Source organism: Marinovum sp. (genome assembly GCF_048263515.1).
GTDB lineage: Bacteria > Pseudomonadota > Alphaproteobacteria > Rhodobacterales > Rhodobacteraceae > Marinovum.
Window position 1 is genome coordinate 1 of sequence record NZ_JBLXEC010000003.1, and the last position, 18,015, is coordinate 18,015.

The 18,015-nt window shown below is 65.2% G+C and carries 13 protein-coding genes and 1 tRNA gene; 9 read left to right on the forward strand and 5 right to left on the reverse strand.

Going from position 1 to position 18,015, the window contains the following annotated elements:
- Positions 1-131: 131 nt before the first annotated feature.
- Positions 132-217 (reverse strand) — tRNA-Leu (locus tag ACN0SE_RS04310).
- Positions 218-364: 147 nt separating this feature from the next.
- Here ACN0SE_RS04310 and ACN0SE_RS04315 point away from each other — a divergent pair.
- The 6 genes from ACN0SE_RS04315 to infB all read left to right on the forward strand — a co-directional run bounded on the left by ACN0SE_RS04315 (position 365) and on the right by infB (position 8,772).
- The gene (locus ACN0SE_RS04315) at positions 365-1,351 is read left to right on the forward strand and encodes a complex I NDUFA9 subunit family protein (protein ID WP_417523260.1); all 987 of its coding nucleotides are present in this window, start codon (positions 365-367) and stop codon (positions 1,349-1,351) included.
- Positions 1,352-1,634: 283 nt separating this feature from the next.
- Positions 1,635-3,203, forward strand: coding sequence for a PA14 domain-containing protein (locus tag ACN0SE_RS04320; RefSeq protein WP_417523261.1), 1,569 nt, complete (start codon positions 1,635-1,637; stop codon positions 3,201-3,203).
- Between the two features lie 176 nt (positions 3,204-3,379).
- Positions 3,380-3,982 carry a ribosome maturation factor RimP gene (gene rimP, locus ACN0SE_RS04325; RefSeq protein WP_417523468.1) on the forward strand — a complete coding sequence of 201 codons (603 nt, stop codon included), beginning with the start codon at positions 3,380-3,382 and terminating at the stop codon, positions 3,980-3,982.
- A complete protein-coding gene (gene nusA / locus ACN0SE_RS04330; protein WP_417523262.1) occupies positions 3,982-5,631 on the forward strand; it encodes a transcription termination factor NusA in 1,650 nt (549 codons plus the stop codon). The genes rimP and nusA overlap by 1 nt, the downstream gene beginning before the upstream one ends.
- Before the next feature lie 20 nt (positions 5,632-5,651).
- Positions 5,652-6,281, forward strand: coding sequence for an RNA-binding protein (locus tag ACN0SE_RS04335; RefSeq protein ID WP_417523263.1), 630 nt, complete (start codon positions 5,652-5,654; stop codon positions 6,279-6,281).
- A 4-nt stretch (positions 6,282-6,285) separates the two neighbouring features.
- Positions 6,286-8,772, forward strand: coding sequence for a translation initiation factor IF-2 (gene infB / locus ACN0SE_RS04340; protein ID WP_417523264.1), 2,487 nt, complete (start codon positions 6,286-6,288; stop codon positions 8,770-8,772).
- A gap of 117 nt (positions 8,773-8,889) precedes the next feature.
- On the opposite strand, the gene ACN0SE_RS04345 is transcribed toward infB, so the two are convergent.
- From ACN0SE_RS04345 to ACN0SE_RS04360, 4 genes are all read right to left on the reverse strand, one after another.
- Positions 8,890-9,012 (reverse strand): hypothetical protein, encoded by a 123-nt coding sequence (locus ACN0SE_RS04345; protein ID WP_417523265.1) that lies wholly within the window; start codon positions 9,010-9,012, stop codon positions 8,890-8,892.
- A 151-nt stretch (positions 9,013-9,163) separates the two neighbouring features.
- Complete coding sequence (mutT, locus tag ACN0SE_RS04350; protein ID WP_417523266.1) at positions 9,164-9,565, reverse strand: 8-oxo-dGTP diphosphatase MutT; 402 nt, start codon at positions 9,563-9,565, stop codon at positions 9,164-9,166.
- A gap of 79 nt (positions 9,566-9,644) precedes the next feature.
- The gene (gene argJ, locus ACN0SE_RS04355; RefSeq protein ID WP_417523267.1) at positions 9,645-10,871 is read right to left on the reverse strand and encodes a bifunctional glutamate N-acetyltransferase/amino-acid acetyltransferase ArgJ; all 1,227 of its coding nucleotides are present in this window, start codon (positions 10,869-10,871) and stop codon (positions 9,645-9,647) included.
- Between the two features lie 3 nt (positions 10,872-10,874).
- Complete coding sequence (locus ACN0SE_RS04360) at positions 10,875-11,723, reverse strand: peptidylprolyl isomerase (protein WP_417523268.1); 849 nt, start codon at positions 11,721-11,723, stop codon at positions 10,875-10,877.
- Positions 11,724-11,896: 173 nt separating this feature from the next.
- Here ACN0SE_RS04360 and secA point away from each other — a divergent pair, with 173 nt between their 5' ends.
- The 3 genes from secA to ACN0SE_RS04375 all read left to right on the forward strand — a co-directional run bounded on the left by secA (position 11,897) and on the right by ACN0SE_RS04375 (position 17,962).
- The gene (gene secA, locus ACN0SE_RS04365) at positions 11,897-14,611 is read left to right on the forward strand and encodes a preprotein translocase subunit SecA (protein ID WP_417523269.1); all 2,715 of its coding nucleotides are present in this window, start codon (positions 11,897-11,899) and stop codon (positions 14,609-14,611) included.
- Positions 14,612-15,190: 579 nt separating this feature from the next.
- Positions 15,191-16,372: a hypothetical protein gene (locus ACN0SE_RS04370; protein ID WP_417523270.1), complete on the forward strand. Its 1,182-nt coding sequence runs from the start codon at positions 15,191-15,193 to the stop codon at positions 16,370-16,372.
- A gap of 24 nt (positions 16,373-16,396) precedes the next feature.
- Positions 16,397-17,962 carry a substrate-binding domain-containing protein gene (locus ACN0SE_RS04375; RefSeq protein WP_417523271.1) on the forward strand — a complete coding sequence of 522 codons (1,566 nt, stop codon included), beginning with the start codon at positions 16,397-16,399 and terminating at the stop codon, positions 17,960-17,962.
- Positions 17,963-18,015 lie beyond the last annotated feature (53 nt).

The window sequence follows — 18,015 nt, forward strand, 5'->3', positions numbered from 1 at the left end:
CCAAGCGTTTGGGTAGCCAAGATCGGGCAGGCGAGGCCCGGAGGTGTGGGGCACTCTGTGGGGCAGTTTTCGGCCAAAACACCTGCAAAAACGCAAAAAACCCAGCTATGCTGGGTTTTTTCGCTTGATTATGGTGCCCAGGAGAGGACTCGAACCTCCACGTCCATACGGACACTAGCACCTGAAGCTAGCGCGTCTACCATTCCGCCACCTGGGCAGGTGTCGTGAGGGGGCGTTTAATATTGGCCGCGGAGAGTGTCAACGCAGAATCTGCAAGAAATGCCAGGAAGGCGACAGCTTATCGTCTTGTCACACCCTGGACCCGGTTATATTCCCTTTAGGCAAGGAAAAACGCGAGGCTCCGATGTCCAGACTGGTCACGATCTACGGCGGCTCCGGCTTTGTCGGTCGATATATTGCACGACACATGGCCAAAGAGGGCTGGCGGGTGCGCGTGGCCTGCCGGCGTCCGAACGAGGCCCATTTCGTGCGCACCTATGGTGTGGTGGGCCAGGTCGAGCCGGTTCTGTGCAACATCCGCGATGACACCAGCGTGCGCCAGGTGATGCAGGGCGCCGAGGCGGTGATCAACTGCGTCGGCACCTTCGACGCCACCGGCAAGAACAACTTCGACGCCGTTCAGGCCGAGGGTGCCGGCCGCGTGGCCCGCATCGCGGCGGAAAGCGGCGTGGCCCGGATGGTGCATATCTCGGCGATCGGCGCAAATGCCGAGTCGGAGAGCGATTATCAGCGCACCAAGGCTGAGGGCGAGGCCAATGTCCTGGCGCATATGCCGGGCGCGATGATCCTGCGGCCTTCGGTGATCTTTGGCCCAGAGGACAATTTCTTCAACCGGTTCGCCGGCATGTCCCGGATGGGGCCGATCCTGCCGGTGGTGGGCGCCGACACGAAATTCCAGCCGGTCTATGTCGACGACGTGGCCATGGCCGCGGCGCTTGGCGCCACCGGCAAGGTTCCCGGCGGCGTCTATGAACTGGGCGGTCCCGATGTGGCCAGCTTCCGCGAGTTGATGCAGGAGATGCTGGCAGTGGTGCGCCGCCGCCGGCTGGTGCTGAACCTGCCGTTCTGGGCGGCCAACCTGATGGCGGGCGGCTTCGACCTCTTGTCGAAGCTGACGCTCGGGCTTTTCTCCAACGGCATCCTGACCCGAGACCAGGTGCGCTCGCTGCGCTCCGACAACGTGGTGTCAGAGGGCGCGCGGGGCCTGTCCGACCTCGGCATTCGCCCCACTGCGACCGAGGCCGTGCTGCCGGACTACCTCTGGCGCTTCCGCCCGACCGGTCAATACGACGCGATCAAGGAATCCGCCGGGCGGCTCGACGCGAAGTAAACGGCGAATCATCTGCGGCACTGGTGTCCCGGTACCGCCGGGAGTTCAAGCAAAACGAGGCCTTGGTCAAGCTCTTTGGTACTATGATACCGCTTGTCGCGTGAATATTCCGGCAGCACGCCTCCTGTTCACATGAAAACTTGATCCAAACTTTACGGGTTTGGTAAAATCGCAGGATACCGGTGGGGGCTGGTAAAATCGATCCTGCATGCCGGGCCGTCCGCAGGCTGCGGCGATGCCTTGGCCATGCACCTCGCCTTCCGCGATTTTGCGAGGTGCCCCAATGCCGCATACTGTCAGCCAGTTCATCCTGGCCAATTCTCTCGTCAACCATAACGGTGGGCCACAGACCAACGTGCCGGTCTGGACCGACTACATCGCCCAGGCCGCCGGCCACAGCTACGAGCTCAGCGGAAATTCGGGGTTCCTGTCGCAGTTCGCCGACGCCGAGACGCCCGGATCGGGCTGGGGCTTCGAAGGTGTGGCCCCGGCCTGGGACGCCGAGACCGAGCCCTTCGAGGCGGCGCAACTCGATGTCATCATGGTCGGCCCCGCCAACTTCATCCAGTGGCAGCCACCCGACGCCCCCTATGGCGACGGCAGTCGCTCGGCACTGACCGACATGCAGGCCATCGTCGCCGACATGACGACGGCGCACCCAGGGGCCGAGATCCTGATCTATCAGGGCTGGGCCGACCTGGGGCTGTTTTCCGAGGATCTGTCCAGTGCCGAGGGAGTGATCGAGGCGTATCACGCCTACAATCAGGGCGACTATCTTGACTGGTACGAAGACCTCGCCGCCCAGGTGATTGCCGCCGATCCCGATGCCGATGTGGCGGTGCTGCCCACCGGCGCCATCCTGTCGGAACTGTTGCAGGATGGCGGCGTGCTGGCGGATCTGACCATCGAAGAGCTTTACGTCGATACCGCGCCGCATGGCACCGAGACGCTGTATTTCCTTGCCGGGATGATCAATTACTCGGCCATCTATGGCGAGGCGGTGCCGCCCGACATGGTGATCCCGCCAGAGATCGATCCCCGGATCGCCGAGCGGCTGACCGAGATCGACACGGTGATCTCGGTCGAACTGGAAGCGGCGGGCTTTGACATCGCCGATTTCGAGCCGCCGCCGGAGCCTGAGCCAGAACCCGAGCCGGAACCCGAGCCGGAACCAGAACCTGAGCCGGAGCCCGAACCCGAACCTGAACCGGAGCCGGAGCCCGAACCAGAGCCGGAGCCAGAACCTGAACCGGAACCAGAGCCCACACCCCCACCGGCCCCCGGGGTCATCACCGCCGAATACCTCTCGGTCGCGCCGGATATCGCCTCGGTCACTGCCGCCGATTTCTCGGCCGCCGAGATGACCGAAACCGTCGAAAGCATCGGCTTTACCGAAAGCGACCCCGCCCCCTGGATCGGCGGGCCGGACGACAACTTTGCGGTGCGCTACACCACCGAGCTTTTGATCGAGACCGGCGGCACCTACCGCTTCGAGATGTTTGCCGATGATGGCGCGGTGATCAGTCTCGACGGTCAGGTGATCCTCGACAACGAGGCGCCGGGCTCGGAGTGGTTCCAGCAGGCCGAGGTGACGCTCGAACCGGGGGCACATGACTTCCAGGTGCTCTATCTCGACCGGACCGAGGACCAGATGCTCTACCTCCGCTGGGGCGGTCCCGACACCGGCGAGCAGATGCTGCCGATCACCGGCGCCCCCGACCCCGGCGAGACCGCCGCGCCCTCGCCAGAGGCGATGGCAGAGGCGCTTCTCGGGCTCGAGGCGGAGGGAGACACCAGCAGCCCGGATCCGCTTGAGGAGGAGGTCGGTGCCGACGACGCGCTGCTGCTCTGACCAACAACCTGCGCGCTGCCCCCTTGCGTCAGAGGCCGGCAGCGCGTATATGCCGATCCAACAGCGGCGCGTCGGGCCACACCCGAAGCTCCACCGGAAAGTTCGACGGGCCGCGCGCCCGTTTTTTTGTGCCCGCTCGCCGGGCCGAACCCGCAGGAAGCCGCATGAGTGATATTCTGTCGAATACCCTGATCGCCAAAGCCGCGATCGACCGCCGCCTGGCCGAGATTATCGGCCCGGTGATTGAAGATATGGGCTTTGAACTGGTCCGCATTCGGCTGATGAGCGGCAAGAGCCAGACGCTGCAGATCATGGCCGAACGCCCCACCGGCGGCATCGAGGTCGACGAATGTGCGGCGATTTCCAATGCGGTCAGCGCCACGCTCGACGTCGAGGACCCGATTCTCGACGCCTATACGCTCGAGGTCTCCAGCCCCGGCATCGACCGGCCGCTGACCCGGCTCAAGGATTTCGAGACATTCGAGGGATATGAGGCCAAGATCGAGACCACCGAGCTGATCGACGGCCGCCGCCGCTTCAAGGGCGTGCTGGCCGGTGTCGAGGGAAACGAGGTGCTGATCAACGTCGACGGCTCCTCAGAGGGCGAAGAGACGGTGACCCTGGGCCTGGACTTTGACTGGCTGAGCGATGCCAAGCTGGTCATGACGGACGAGCTGATCCGCGAGATGCTGCGCCAGCGCAAGGCAGCGGACGTGGACGAAACCAAGTTTGACGAGATCGAGACCGAAGAAGCGGCGTCTCAAGAGGAGAAAGAATAATGGCAATCACCTCAGCCAACCAGCTTGAGCTTTTGCAGACCGCCGAGGCGGTGGCACGCGAGAAGATGATCGACCCCGGCCTCGTCGTCGAGGCGATGGAAGAGAGCCTCGCCCGTGCCGCCAAGTCGCGCTACGGCTCCGAAATGGACATCCGGGTTTCGATCGACCGCCGCACCGGCCGGGCGACATTCACCCGCGTGCGCACCGTGGTCGAGGATGAAGAGCTCGAGAACTACCAGGCCGAGATGACCGTCGAACAGGCCAAGCAGTACATGGCCGATCCCAAGGTCGGCGACACCTATGTCGAGGAAGTGCCGCCGGTGGAAATGGGCCGGATCGCGGCGCAATCGGCCAAGCAGGTGATCCTGCAGAAGGTCCGCGAAGCCGAGCGTGACCGCCAGTACGAGGAGTTCAAGGACCGCGCTGGCACCATCATCAACGGCCAGGTCAAGCGCGAAGAATACGGCAACGTCATCGTCGACGTGGGCCGTGGCGAAGCCATCCTGCGCCGCAACGAGAAGATCGGCCGCGAGAGCTATCGCCCGAACGACCGTATCCGCTGCTACATCAAGGACGTGCGCCGCGAAGCCCGTGGCCCGCAGATCTTCCTGTCGCGCACCGCGCCCGAGTTCATGGCCGAGCTGTTCAAGATGGAAGTGCCCGAGATCTACGACGGCATCATCGAGATCAAGGCCGTCGCCCGCGATCCCGGGTCGCGCGCCAAGATCGCCGTCATTTCCTATGACGGCTCGATCGACCCCGTCGGCGCCTGCGTCGGTATGCGTGGTTCGCGCGTCCAGGCCGTGGTCAACGAGCTTCAGGGCGAAAAGATCGACATCATCCCGTGGAACGAGGACCAGCCCACCTTCCTGGTGAACGCGCTGCAGCCCGCCGAGGTCACCAAGGTGGTTCTCGACGAGGAAGCCGAGCGCATCGAGGTGGTGGTGCCGGAAGAGCAGCTCTCGCTCGCCATCGGCCGTCGCGGTCAGAACGTGCGTCTGGCCTCACAGCTCACCGGTCTCGACATCGACATCATGACCGAGGCCGAGGAATCGGCGCGTCGTCAGAAGGAATTCGAAGAGCGCACGCAGCTGTTCATGGACACGCTCGACCTCGACGAATTCTTCGCCCAGCTGCTGGTCTCGGAAGGCTTCACCAACCTCGAAGAGGTGGCCTATGTCGAGCAGGACGAACTGCTGGTGATCGATGGTGTCGACGAAGGCACCGCCGAAGAGCTGCAGACCCGCGCCCGCGAATATCTCGAGGAACAGGCCCGCAAGGCGCTGGCCAGTGCCCGCGAACTGGGTGCCGAGGACAGCCTTATTGACTTTGACGGTCTGACACCCCAAATGATCGAAGTTCTGGCCAAGGACGGTATCAAGACTCTCGAAGACTTCGCCACCTGCGCCGATTGGGAGCTGGCCGGCGGATGGACCACGGCCAATGGCGAGCGCATCAAGGATGACGGCCTGCTCGAGCCTTTCGACGTCTCGCTCGAGGAAGCCCAGGCGCTGGTGATGACCGCACGGGTCGAGCTGGGCTGGGTGGATCCGGCGGATCTCGAAACCGCGGAAGACGACAGCGCAGAAGAAGACGAAGACGCCACCGCCGATGAGGACGCGCAAGCGCCCGAAGAGGCACGGGACTGAACGGTCGCGGAGGCGAAACGATGACACGCGGCGGAAAAGACAAGGACCGGGACGACACCGGGCCCGAGCGTAAATGCATCGCCACCGGCGAGGTCTTGCCGGTGTCGCGGATGATCCGCTTCGTCGTCGGCCCCGAGGGCCAGGCGGTGCCGGATATCCTGGGCAAGCTGCCCGGGCGCGGCATCTGGGTGTCGTCGGACCGGGCCGCCCTGGAAAAGGCGGTATCGAAAAAGCTGTTCGCGCGCAGCGCGAAACAGCCGGTCACCGTCCCCGACGGGCTGGTGGCCGAGGTTGAAAGACAGATCGCGCGCCGCGTGGTCGATCTGATTTCGCTCGCCCGCAAGGGCGGGCGCGCGGTCGCCGGGTATGAAAAGGTCAAGGACTGGCTTCAGAAAGAAGAGGCTCGCGTCCTGATCCAGGCCAGCGACGGCTCCGAAAGGGGCAAGACCAAGCTGAGCACCCCCTACGGGGGCAAGTTCATCGGCTGGCTGACCGCAGACGAGTTAGGATTGGCATTCGGCCGACAAACTGTGATACATGGCGCGCTGGCGTCTGGTGGACTCACGGAACGTGTAGTAGAGGAAGCCGCAAGATTGAAAAATCTACGCGCGCAAGACGACGGTGGCAACGGTCACCGGAAAGGAAAATAGAGCTTTGAGCGATAATGACGGCAAAAAGACCCTTGGTTTACGTGGCGGCTCCCGTCCGGGCAATGTGAAGCAGAGCTTCAGCCATGGGCGGACAAAGAACGTCGTGGTTGAAACCAAACGCAAGCGCGTGGTCGTGCCCAAGCCGGGCGGGGCCAAACCCGGCTCTGGCGGGGCTGGCGGGGGCGTGGGTGGTGCCGGCAAACGGCCCGCCGGGATCACTGATGCCGAGATGGAGCGCCGTCTGAAGGCGGTCCAGGCTGCCAAGGCGCGCGAAGTCGAAGAGGCCGCGGCCCGCAAGGCGGACGAGGAGGCGCGCGCCGAAGAGCGCGAGCGCCGCCGCGCCGAGATGGAGGCCAAGGAGCGCGAACAGCGCGAGGCCGAAGAGAAAGCCAAGGCAAAGGCCGAGGAAGAAGAGCGCAAGCGCCAGGCCGCCGAGACCAAGGCCAAGGCCGCCGCAGCCAAGGCCGCGGCCCCCGACGAGGGCCAGCCCGACGCGCAGCGCGGTGGCGGGTCCAAGCAGGCCCCGGCCAAGAAGCCCGAGCGCGAGCAGGACCGTCAGAACAAGGGCAAGGGTGCCCGCGATGGCGGCCGTCGCTCCGGCAAGCTGACCGTGAACCAGGCGCTCACCGGTGGCGAAGGCGGGCGTCAGCGCTCGATGGCCGCGATGAAGCGCAAGCAGGAACGTGCCCGGCAGAAAGCCATGGGCGGCCCGGTCGAGCGCGAGAAGGTTGTCCGCGAGGTCAAGCTGCCCGAGGCGATCGTTGTCTCCGAGCTGGCCAACCGCATGGCGGAACGCGTGGCGGACGTGGTCAAATCGCTCATGAACATGGGCATGATGGTCACCCAGAACCAGACGATCGACGCCGATACCGCCGAGCTGATCATCGAAGAGTTCGGTCACAAGGTGCAGCGGGTCTCCGATGCCGATGTCGAAGACGTCATCAAGGAGGTCGAGGACAAGGAAGAGGATCTCCAGTCCCGTCCCCCGGTCATCACCATCATGGGCCACGTCGACCACGGCAAGACCTCGCTGCTCGACGCGATCCGCAACACCAAGGTCGTCTCCGGCGAAGCCGGCGGCATCACCCAGCACATCGGCGCCTATCAGGTGGAAACCGACACCGGTGCCATCCTGTCGTTCCTCGACACGCCGGGCCACGCCGCCTTTACCTCGATGCGGTCGCGCGGGGCCCAGGTGACGGATATCGTCGTGCTCGTGGTGGCTGCCGATGACGCGGTCATGCCGCAGACCATCGAGGCGATTGCCCACGCGAAAGCGGCTAAGGTGCCGATGATCGTGGCGATCAACAAGTGCGACAAGCCTGCCGCAAACCCCGACAAGGTGCGGACCGACCTGCTTCAGCACGAAGTCATCGTCGAGAAGCTCTCGGGTGACGTGCAGGACATCGAAGTGTCGGCCATCACCGGTCAGGGCCTCGACGAGCTGCTCGAAGCCATCGCGCTTCAGGCCGAGATTCTCGAGCTCAAGGCCAACCCGAACCGTGCCGCGCATGGTGCGGTGATCGAAGCCCAGCTCGACGTCGGCCGCGGCCCCGTCGCCACCGTTCTGGTGCAGAACGGCACGCTGAAACAGGGCGATATCTTCGTCGTGGGCGAGCAGTGGGGCAAGGTGCGGGCGCTGATCTCGGACACCGGTGAACGGGTCGAAGAGGCCGGTCCGTCGGTGCCTGTCGAGGTGCTGGGTCTGAACGGCACACCGGAAGCGGGTGACGTGCTCAACGTGGTCGACACCGAAGCGCAGGCGCGCGAGATCGCGGAATACCGAGAGCAGGCCGCCAAGGACAAGCGGGCCGCGGCCGGTGCGGCGACCACGCTCGATCAGCTTCTGGCGAAAGCCAAGGAAGACGAGAACGTGGCCGAGCTGCCGATCCTGGTCAAGGCCGACGTGCAGGGCTCCGCCGAGGCCATCGTCCAGGCGATGGAGAAGATCGGCAACGACGAGGTGCGCGTGCGCGTGCTGCACTATGGTGTGGGCGCGATCACCGAGACCGACGTGGGCCTGGCAGAGGCGTCCAACGCGCCGATCCTCGGCTTCAACGTCCGGGCCAATGCCTCGGCGCGGAACTCGGCCAACCAGAAGGGCGTGGAAATCCGCTACTACAGCGTGATCTACGACCTGGTCGACGACGTCAAAGCCGCCGCTTCGGGCCTGCTGTCGGCAGAGGTTCGCGAGAACTTCATCGGCTATGCCCAGATCAAGGAGGTCTTCAAGGTCTCCAACGTCGGCAAGGTCGCCGGCTGTCTGGTGACCGAAGGGGTGGCGCGCCGCTCCGCCGGTGTCCGCCTGCTGCGCGACGACGTGGTGATCCACGAAGGCACGCTGAAGACGCTCAAGCGCTTCAAGGACGAGGTTGCCGAAGTGCAATCCGGCCAGGAATGCGGCATGGCCTTCGAGAACTACGACGATGTCCGCCCCGGCGACGTCATCGAGATCTTCGAGCGCACGGAAGTCGAACGCAAGCTCGACTGATCCGACCGCAAAGTGTGAAAATGGAAAAGGGGACAGAGCAATCTGTCCCCTTTTTCGTTGACTCGTTAACCGTGGATGGCGGGAGGCAGGGCCGTCAGATCGAAGGGCAGAGACCCTTCAGACCGGCAGCCCCAGGAACACCCGCGCCCCATCGCGCACCGCAATCCGGCCATCGGCCAGCTGGCGCAAGAAAATACCCTGAACCGTGATGTACTTTCCCAGCGATATCGTTCTCAACATATCCTGATCCTCCGGTTGCCTGCGACAGACCTTATGGAAACCGTCGACATTGTCGAGGGGCGCAGAAGGTCACAAACAGCCCGCTGTTGTATCAAAGCGCTGTAAAATGCATCGAACGTTGCGTCCTTTGTCGCCACCGGCGAAACACCGCTCAGAGCCAGTCGCGCAGGATCGGGATCAGCGGCAGATCGGCGGGCGGCATCGGGTAGTCGCGCAGCCTGTTCGGCGCCACCCACGCCAGGGTCTGGCCTTCCTGCGCCTGCGGTATGCCCTGCCACTTGCGGCAGGCAAAGACCGGCATCAGCAGGTGAAAGCTGTCGTAGGCGTGGCTGGCAAAGGTCAGCGGCGCCAGGCAGGAGGCCCAGGTGTCGATGCCCAGCTCTTCCTGCAGCTCGCGGATCAGCGCCGCTTCCGGCGTTTCGCCCGGCTCGACCTTGCCGCCGGGAAATTCCCAGAGCCCGGCCATGGATTTGCCCTCGGGCCGCTGCGCCAGCAGCACGCGGCCGTCACGGTCGATCAGGGCAACGGCTGAGACGAGGATCACATGTGTCATGGCGCTGTGCTTCTGGCGGGCGTGGGTGCGAGGGGTCTCCCCCTCGCGCTCCCCGGCGGTATTTGGAAAGAGAAGAAGATCAGGAGCGATAATCGGCGTTGATGTCGATGTAGCCGTGGGTCAGATCACAGGTCCAGACGCGCTTGGCGCCCTGCCCGATCCCCAGATCGACGGCGATGGCGATATGGTCGCCCTTCATGTGCGCCGCGGCATCGGCTTCCTTGTAGTCGGGATGCACCCAGCCGTTTTCCGCCACCAGCGTATCGCCGAAGCGGATGGTGATGCGGTCACGGTCGGCCTGAGCGCCGCTCTTGCCGATTGCCATGACGACGCGGCCCCAGTTCGGGTCCTCGCCGGCGATGGCGGTCTTGACCAGCGGCGAATTGGCGATGGCCATGGCGTGGGTATGGGCCTCGGCATCGCTGGCGGCGCCGGTCACGTCGATCTGGACGAACTTGGTCGCGCCCTCGCCGTCGCGCACCACCTGGTGGGCGAGGTCCATCATCACCTCGAAGAGCGCCTCCTCGAAGGCCACGTTGTCGGCCACGTCGACGCCGGACTTGCCGGTGGCAGCCAGCAGCAGCGTGTCCGAGGTCGAGGTGTCGCTGTCGACGGTGATGCAGTTGAAGGTCAGGTCGGTCAGCTTCGACAGCATGGCCTGCAGCGCCGGCTGGGCGCAGACGCCATCGGTGAAGATATAGACCAGCATCGTCGCCATGTCGGGCGCGATCATGCCCGACCCCTTGGCGATGCCGGCGATCTGAACGGTTTTGCCGTCGATCTCTATGCTGCGGGTGGCGCCCTTGGGATAGGTGTCGGTGGTCATGATGGCGCGGGCGGCATCGGTGATGGCGCCCGGGTCCTGTGCCGCGATCAGGTGATCGAGCACGTCGATGATCCGGTCATGCGGCAACGGCTCGCCGATCACCCCGGTCGACGAGGTGAAGACCCGCGCCTCGGGCACGCCGGCAGCCTCGGCCGCCGCCGCACAGATCGCCGCGACCGAGGCCACGCCGCGCTGGCCGGTGAAGGCGTTGGAATTGCCGGCATTGACCAGGATCGCCGCGCCGGCGTCCAGGGCGCTGCCCAGCTTGGCCTGGCAGTCGAGCACCGGGGCCGAGCGGGTGGCCGAGCGGGTGAAAACCCCTGCCACGGCGCTGCCCGGGGCAAGCAGCGCCAGCATCACGTCCTTGCGCCCCGCATAGCGCACCCCTGCCTCGGCCGAGGCAAAAGTGACACCGTCGATCACGGGCATCTCGGGGAACGCGGCGGGCGCGAGGGGGGAAACAGGCAGGGATTTGGCCATGGTTTACTGTCCGATCAGGTCGATGTTCTTCAGGACCGAGGTGTCGACCTCTGCCTTGTCGGTCTTGGTGATCTCGGCGGCCTCGGTCAGGCCGTCCAGCACTTCGTCGAGCGCCGCGTTGCGGACCTGCTGCTCGAGCTCGGCGCGAACCTCTTCCATCGCGGGCGCCTCGGCGACGCGGGTCTCATTGAGCTTGATCACGTGCCAGCCGAACTGTGTCTGCACCGGGTCCGAGATGTCGCCGGCGCCCAGTTCCTTTACCGCCGCTTCGAACTCGGCCACCATCATGCCGGCACCGAACCAGCCCAGCTCGCCGCCATTGGGGCCGGAGGGACCGGTCGAGTTTTCCTTGGCCAGCTCGGCGAAATCCTCGCCGGCGCGGGCGCGTTCGGCCAGGGCCGCGGCCTTTTCCTCGGTCTCGACGAGGATGTGCGAGGCATTGAATTCCATGCCGCGGTTCTCGCCCTCGTAGGTCTCGGCATAGGCGTCGGCCAGCGCCGCCTCGGTCACCGCTTCATCCATCGCCGCCTGGGCATGTTCGGCGGCGCGCAGGGCGCGTTCCTCGTTGTCGAGCGCCAGAGCCACGCGTTGCGACACCTCTTCAGGGCCGGCCTGCACCAGCAGGGTCTGCTGGATCAGCTGGTCCATGATGCCTTCCCAGAGCACGTCGTCGGGCAGCTGGCGCAGCTGTTCGGGCAGCGAGGCGCGGATCATGATCATGTGGCCGAGGGTGATTTCGGTTCCGTTGACCGTGGCCACCACCTGATCCACGTCGACCGGCGCATGTTGTTCAGCCAGGACGGGGGAGGCCAGAGCGGCCATCAGAGCGGCGGTTTTCACGCTTTTCAACATCAAGTTTTCCTTCATTCATGGCCGCGCCGGTGGGCGGCGTTGACACTGCAGGGGGCGACCCTTACATCGCTTTTGTCCCGACGGACGCCCCATTCCCGAAAAGGCATATGGGTTGCGGTGCGGACGGGCAAGCCGCGGACACAAAGATGTGCGCATTATTCGACGGAGAGAGTATGCTGGGCTTTGGAAAACTCGCCAGATCGGTGTTCGGAACACCGAACGACCGCAAGATCAAGGCGACGCGCCCGCTGGTCGAACAGATCAACGCTCTGGAACCTGAGTTCGAGAAACTCAGCGACGAAGAGATCAAGGCACGGACCAAGTCCCTGGCCGAACGCGCCAACGGTGGCGAGAGCCTCGATGCGCTGCTGCCCGAGGCCTTTGCCAACTGCCGCGAGGCTGCCAAGCGGGCGCTGGGCCTGCGCGCCTTTGACGTGCAGCTGATGGGCGGGATCTTCCTGCACCAGGGTAACATTGCCGAGATGAAGACCGGTGAGGGCAAGACCCTTGTCGCCACCTTCCCCGCCTACCTGAACGCGCTGACCGGCAAGGGCGTGCATATCGTCACGGTCAACGACTACCTGGCGAAACGTGACGCCGAGTGGATGAGCAAGGTCTACGGTGCCCTCGGGCTGACCACCGGCGTGGTCTATCCCTGGCAGTCCGAGCAGGAAAAGCACGACGCCTACAACTGCGACATCACCTATGCGACGAACAACGAGCTGGGCTTCGATTATTTGCGCGACAACATGAAGTCCGAGCTGAAGGACATGTTCCAGCGCGGCCACAACTTCGCCATCGTCGACGAGGTCGACTCGATCCTGATCGACGAGGCGCGGACGCCGCTGATCATCTCGGGTCCCGCCGAGGACCGCTCTGACCTCTACCAGACCATCGACAAGCTGATCCCGCTGCTGCAAGACAGCCACTTCACGCTGGATGAAAAGACCCGCAACGTCACCTTTACCGATGACGGCAACGAGTTCCTCGAGGCGCAGCTGCGCGCCCATGACCTCCTGCCCGAAGGCCAGTCGCTCTATGACCCGGAAAGCACCACCGTGGTGCACCACGTCAACCAGGGTCTGCGGGCGCACAAGCTGTTCCAGAAGGACAAGGACTACATCGTCCGCGACAACGAGGTCGTGCTGATCGACGAATTCACCGGCCGGATGATGGCCGGTCGGCGGCTGTCCGACGGTCTGCACCAGGCGATCGAGGCCAAGGAAGGCTGCGAGATCAAGCCCGAGAACGTCACGCTGGCCTCGGTGACCTTCCAGAACTACTTCCGGCTTTATGACAAGCTTGGCGGCATGACCGGCACCGCGGCCACCGAGGCCGAGGAATTTTCCGAGATCTACGGGCTGGGCGTGGTCGAAGTGCCGACCAACAAGCCGATCGAGCGGATCGACGACGATGACAAGGTCTTCCGCACCAACGACGAGAAGTACAAGGCGATCATCGAAGAGATCAAGAAGGCGCACGAAAAGGGCCAGCCGGTCCTCGTCGGCACCACGTCGATCGAGAAGTCCGAGATGCTGAGCCGCGCGCTGACCGAGGCCGGTCTGACGCACAACGTGCTCAACGCCCGCCAGCACGAGCAAGAGGCGCAGATCGTCGCCGATGCCGGCAAGCTGGGTGCGGTGACCATCGCCACCAACATGGCCGGCCGCGGGACCGACATCAAGCTGGGCGGCAACGTCGAGTTCAAGATCATGGAGGCCATCGCCGCCAATCCCGAAGCCGACCCCGAGAAGATCCGGCAACGGATCGAAGAGGAGCACAAGGCCGACGAAGAGGCGGTGAAGCAGGCCGGCGGGCTCTATGTCCTGGCCACCGAGCGCCACGAGAGCCGCCGGATCGACAACCAGCTGCGCGGCCGGTCCGGCCGTCAGGGGGACCCGGGCCGGTCGTCCTTCTTCCTGTCGCTTGACGATGATCTGATGCGGATCTTCGGCTCCGAGCGGCTCGACAAGGTGCTCAACACCCTCGGCATGAAGGAAGGCGAGGCGATCGAGCACCCTTGGGTGAACAAGTCGCTGGAACGCGCCCAGGCCAAGGTCGAGGGGCGCAACTTCGACATCCGCAAGCAGCTGCTGAAGTTCGACGACGTGATGAACGACCAGCGGAAAGTGATCTTCTCGCAGCGCCGCGAGATCATGGAAGCCGAGGACCTGTCGGAAATCGTTCAGGACATGCGCCACGAGGTGATCGACGAGCTGGTCGATCAGTATCTGCCGCCGAAGTCCTATGCCGATCAATGGGACGCCGAGGGCCTTCAGGGCGCGGTGATCCAGTATCTCGGGCTCGACCTGCCGATCCGCGACTGGGCCGAGGAAGAGGGTGTCGACCAGGAAGTCGTGCGCGAGCGTCTCGAGGAAAAGAGCGACGCCTACATGGCGGAAAAGGCCGCGGCCTTTGGCCCCGAGACCATGCGCAACATCGAAAAGCAGGTTCTGCTGCAGACCATCGACGCCAAGTGGCGCGAGCACCTGCTGACGCTCGAGCACCTGCGCTCGGTTGTGGCCTTCCGCGGCTACGCCCAGCGCGATCCGCTCAACGAGTACAAGAACGAGGCCTTCCACCTGTTCGAATCGATGCTCGAGAGCCTGCGCGAGGATGTCAGCCAGAAGCTGGCGCAGATCCGGCCGATGACCGAAGAGGAACAGGCCGCCCTGCTGCGTCAGATTCAGGAGCAGCAGGCCGCTCAGAAGGCCCTGAACGACCAGGCCAAGCCGGTGGGCGAAAACGCCCCGCCGCCGCAGGAGGCCGAGGCCGCCGCGCCGGGCTTCGACGAGGAGACCCCCGAGGCCTGGGCCAACACCGGCCGCAACGAGCCCTGCCCCTGCGGCTCCGGCAAGAAGTTCAAGCACTGCCACGGCCGCGTTTGAGCTGTTGCAGAAGTGATGGAAAGGCCGGGCATCTGCCCGGCCTTTCGCGTTTCCGGGTGCGCCGGTCGGAGAAGCGCCAGCGTCGGGCCGCGGCACGGCGAAGCACCCTCCGATCGGAGCGCTTTATCCCAGTCACTGGCGCGCTTTGAACGAGCGGAGTGCTGACGTCACCCAATCGCCGGGCCAGGGGGCGGCCCGGCGATGGCGCGGCGGCCTGCGGCCTTGATTCCGCGCCCGTGGCGCATCGATCTGACGTCACCACGGTTGAAATAGCGCCAGCGTCGGGCCGTGGCGCGGCGAAGAAACCTCCGGTCAAAGTACTTTATCCCCGCCACTGGCGCGCTTTGGACGAGCGACGCGCTCACGTCACCTAATCGCCGGGCCAGGGCGGCGGCCCGCGGCCTTGTTCCGCGCCAACCTCATCCCTCCACACCAACCGCAACTCCGCTCAATTGTGTCTCAATTGCGGACAATCCCCGGCAAACGGCGCAAAGACTCCGCCAAGCCGCCCAATCTCCGCCCGCTTCCCCGGCGATACCTGAGCCCAGGAACAGCCCTTTCAGGGGCAAGGAGGCAGAGATGAAACTTCCGGTTGGCAAACTTTCGATGGGCAAACTTTCCATTGGCCGCGGCGCGCCCAAGACAGAAGCGCCGGCCACGAGCAGTGCAGAGGGCAAGGCCAGGTTCACCCTGCCGAAACGCATTCCGCTCAACAAATCCACGGTGGCGCTGGGCAGCGGCATCATCATCTTCTCGGTGGGCTTCGTGCTGCAGAACTTCGGCAGCCACCCGGCCTCGGAACTGAAGTCCGCCCATCCGCCCAAGGTGCAGAGCGCCACGCTGGTGCCGATGCTCGAGCGCGACATCGACCTCGAGGCGATCACCCCGACCTCGGCCAGCATCCTGCCGATGGATCGGCCGCTGCCGGCCCTGCCGCGCGAGACCCAGGCCACCCCGGTCGCCGATGGCGTGACCGGCACCGCCGCCCTGGCCGCGCTCGAGGACACTGCCGCCCCGGCACCGCTGGCGCCTGAAACGGCCCCGGACACCCTCGAAACCGCCGAGAGCAGCCCGGTCCTGCCCTGTGAAATCAACATGACCGCCGATCCGGCGCCGGCCGCAATGGTCGACCTGATGGTCGAGGCCGGCTGCCTGCCCGATGCACGCTTTACCCTGCATCATAACGGCATGATGTTCCACGCCCTGACCGACGGCTCCGGCCGCAGCCAGCTACGCGTCCCGGCGCTGGCCCGCAACGCGGTCTTCATCGCCTCTTTCGACAACAACGAAGGCGCGGTGGCGCAGATCGAAGTGCCGACGCTGGAATTCTACGACCGGGTCGTGGCGCAATGGCGCGGACATGCCGGGCTCGGCCTGCATGCGCTGGAATTCGACGCCCGCTACTTCGGCAAGGGTCACATCCATTCCGCCAGCCCCAGCGACCTGACCGCCGCGGCCAGCGGCACCTCGGGCTTCCTGACCCGCTTTGGCGAGAATGCCGGTGGCGACGCGCTGATGGCCGAGGTCTACACCTTCCCCTCGGGCACCTCGAACACGGCCGGTCAGATCGGCCTGTCGGTCGAAGCCGAAGTCACCGAGGCCAACTGCGGCAAGGAGATCGCGGCCCAGACGCTGCAGCTCAAGCCCGGCGAAAAGCTCCGCACCCGCGACGTGACGCTTTATATGCCGGCCTGTGACGCTGGTGGAGACTTTCTGGTGTTGAAAAATCTCTTCGAAGACCTGAAAGTCGCGTCGAACTGAACCCGACAGGAAGGCCCGCCTCGGATGTACAAGTTGCGTGCGGCGTTCTGCGCCGCACTTTTCCTTTTTGCGGCGGTCTTGCCCCGGGGCGCGATGGCACAGGACGTGACGCTGACCTCGCTGGACGGCGCGGTCGAGATCGACGGCACGCTCAAGGGGTTCGACGGCGAGTTCTACCGTCTCGACACCGTCTATGGCGAGATCACCGTCGATGCCTCCGGCGTCAGCTGCGCCGGACCGGGCTGCCCCAACCTCGAGGCCTTCGTGGCCGAGATGCGGGTGTCCGGCGCGGCCACCATGGGCCGGGTGCTGATGCCGGCGCTGATCGAGGCCTTTGCCCTGCGCAACGGCCTTGTGGCGACCCGCACCGAGGCAGGCGAGAACCGCTTCGACTATGCTCTGAGCGACCGCGAGACCGGCGTCGAAAAGGCGCTGTTCCGCTTTCACACCACCAATACCGACGAGGGCTTTGCCGACCTCTTGGCCGATGACAGCGATATCGTCATGTCGCTGCGCGAGGTCCGCGCCTCTGAGGTGCGTGCCGCCCGCGAGGCCGGGCTGGGCGATCTGACCGGGCCGAACCGCAGCCGGGTGCTGGCGCTTGATGCCATGGTGCCGATCGTGTCGCACAAGAACCCGCTCAATGCGATCAGCCCGGCGCAGCTGGCACGGATCTTCGGCGGGCAGATCACCAACTGGCTGCAGATGGGCGGGCCGGATGCGCCGATCGTGCTGCATCTGCCGCAGCCCAGCTCGGGGCTGGCGCAATCGGTGCAGGACAAGCTGATCGCCCCGGCGCGCGCCGATCTGGCCAAGCAGGTCGAGCGTCATGCCGACAACGCCAGCCTTTCGGCTGCGGTGGCCGAGGATGTGCTGGCGATCGGCATCACCAGCCATTCCGAGATCGGCAATGCCAAGCCGGTGGTGCTGACCGGGCGCTGCGGCTTTCAGCTGCGCGCCTCGCGGCTGGCAATCAAGACCGAGGATTACCCGCTGACCGCGCCGATGTTCCTCTACCTGCCGGCCCGGCGCCTGCCCAAGCTGGCGCGGGATTTCCTGACCTTCACCCGGTCGGACCCGGCGCAGATCGTCATTCGCCGCGCCGGATTCGTCGATCAGGCGCCGGAAGAGGTCGAGATCAACGCCCAGGGCGACCGCTTTGCCAATGCGATCACCGCCGCCGGCGCCGAGACGCCGCTGTCGGAGCTCAAGCGGCTGGTGGGCACGCTGGGCAGCCGCCACCGGCTGTCGACCTCCTTCCGCTTCCGCGCCGGCTCGACCCTGCTTGACGCGCAGTCGCTGTCCAATGTGCAGCAGTTGGCCCGGGCGCTGGAGGGCGGCAAATACGACACCCGCTCGATCCTCTTCGTCGGCTTCTCCGACGGCCAGGGCGCCGCGGAAGCCAACCGCGCCATCGCCTCGCGTCGGGCCGAGGCGGTGCGTGACGCGGTGGTGGCCGCGGCCGAGACCGCCAACCTCGACCGGGTGCATATCGACGTCGAGGCCTTTGGCGAGGCCCTGCCGCTGGCCTGCGACGAGACCGCCTGGGGGCGGCAGGCCAACCGGCGGGTCGAGGTCTGGGTCAAGTAGTCAAGTCAGGTTTCGCCGTGCCTGCGCACGTCGACCGGCCGGGGGGCTCTGCC

Bases quoted from the DNA above. Each gene is read 5' to 3' on its own strand.
- mutT (WP_417523266.1), bottom strand. From the start codon at position 9,565: ATGACACATGTGATCCTCGTCTCAGCCGTTGCCCTGATCGACCGTGAC.
- argJ (WP_417523267.1), bottom strand. From the start codon at position 10,871: ATGGCCAAATCCCTGCCTGTTTCCCCCCTCGCGCCCGCCGCGTTCCCC.
- nusA (WP_417523262.1), top strand. From the start codon at position 3,982: ATGGCAATCACCTCAGCCAACCAGCTTGAGCTTTTGCAGACCGCCGAG.
- ACN0SE_RS04375 (WP_417523271.1), top strand. From the start codon at position 16,397: ATGTACAAGTTGCGTGCGGCGTTCTGCGCCGCACTTTTCCTTTTTGCG.
- ACN0SE_RS04370 (WP_417523270.1), top strand. From the start codon at position 15,191: ATGAAACTTCCGGTTGGCAAACTTTCGATGGGCAAACTTTCCATTGGC.
- ACN0SE_RS04335 (WP_417523263.1), top strand. From the start codon at position 5,652: ATGACACGCGGCGGAAAAGACAAGGACCGGGACGACACCGGGCCCGAG.
- ACN0SE_RS04345 (WP_417523265.1), bottom strand. From the start codon at position 9,012: ATGTTGAGAACGATATCGCTGGGAAAGTACATCACGGTTCAGGGTATT.
- ACN0SE_RS04360 (WP_417523268.1), bottom strand. From the start codon at position 11,723: ATGTTGAAAAGCGTGAAAACCGCCGCTCTGATGGCCGCTCTGGCCTCC.
- ACN0SE_RS04315 (WP_417523260.1), top strand. From the start codon at position 365: ATGTCCAGACTGGTCACGATCTACGGCGGCTCCGGCTTTGTCGGTCGA.
- ACN0SE_RS04320 (WP_417523261.1), top strand. From the start codon at position 1,635: ATGCCGCATACTGTCAGCCAGTTCATCCTGGCCAATTCTCTCGTCAAC.
- secA (WP_417523269.1), top strand. From the start codon at position 11,897: ATGCTGGGCTTTGGAAAACTCGCCAGATCGGTGTTCGGAACACCGAAC.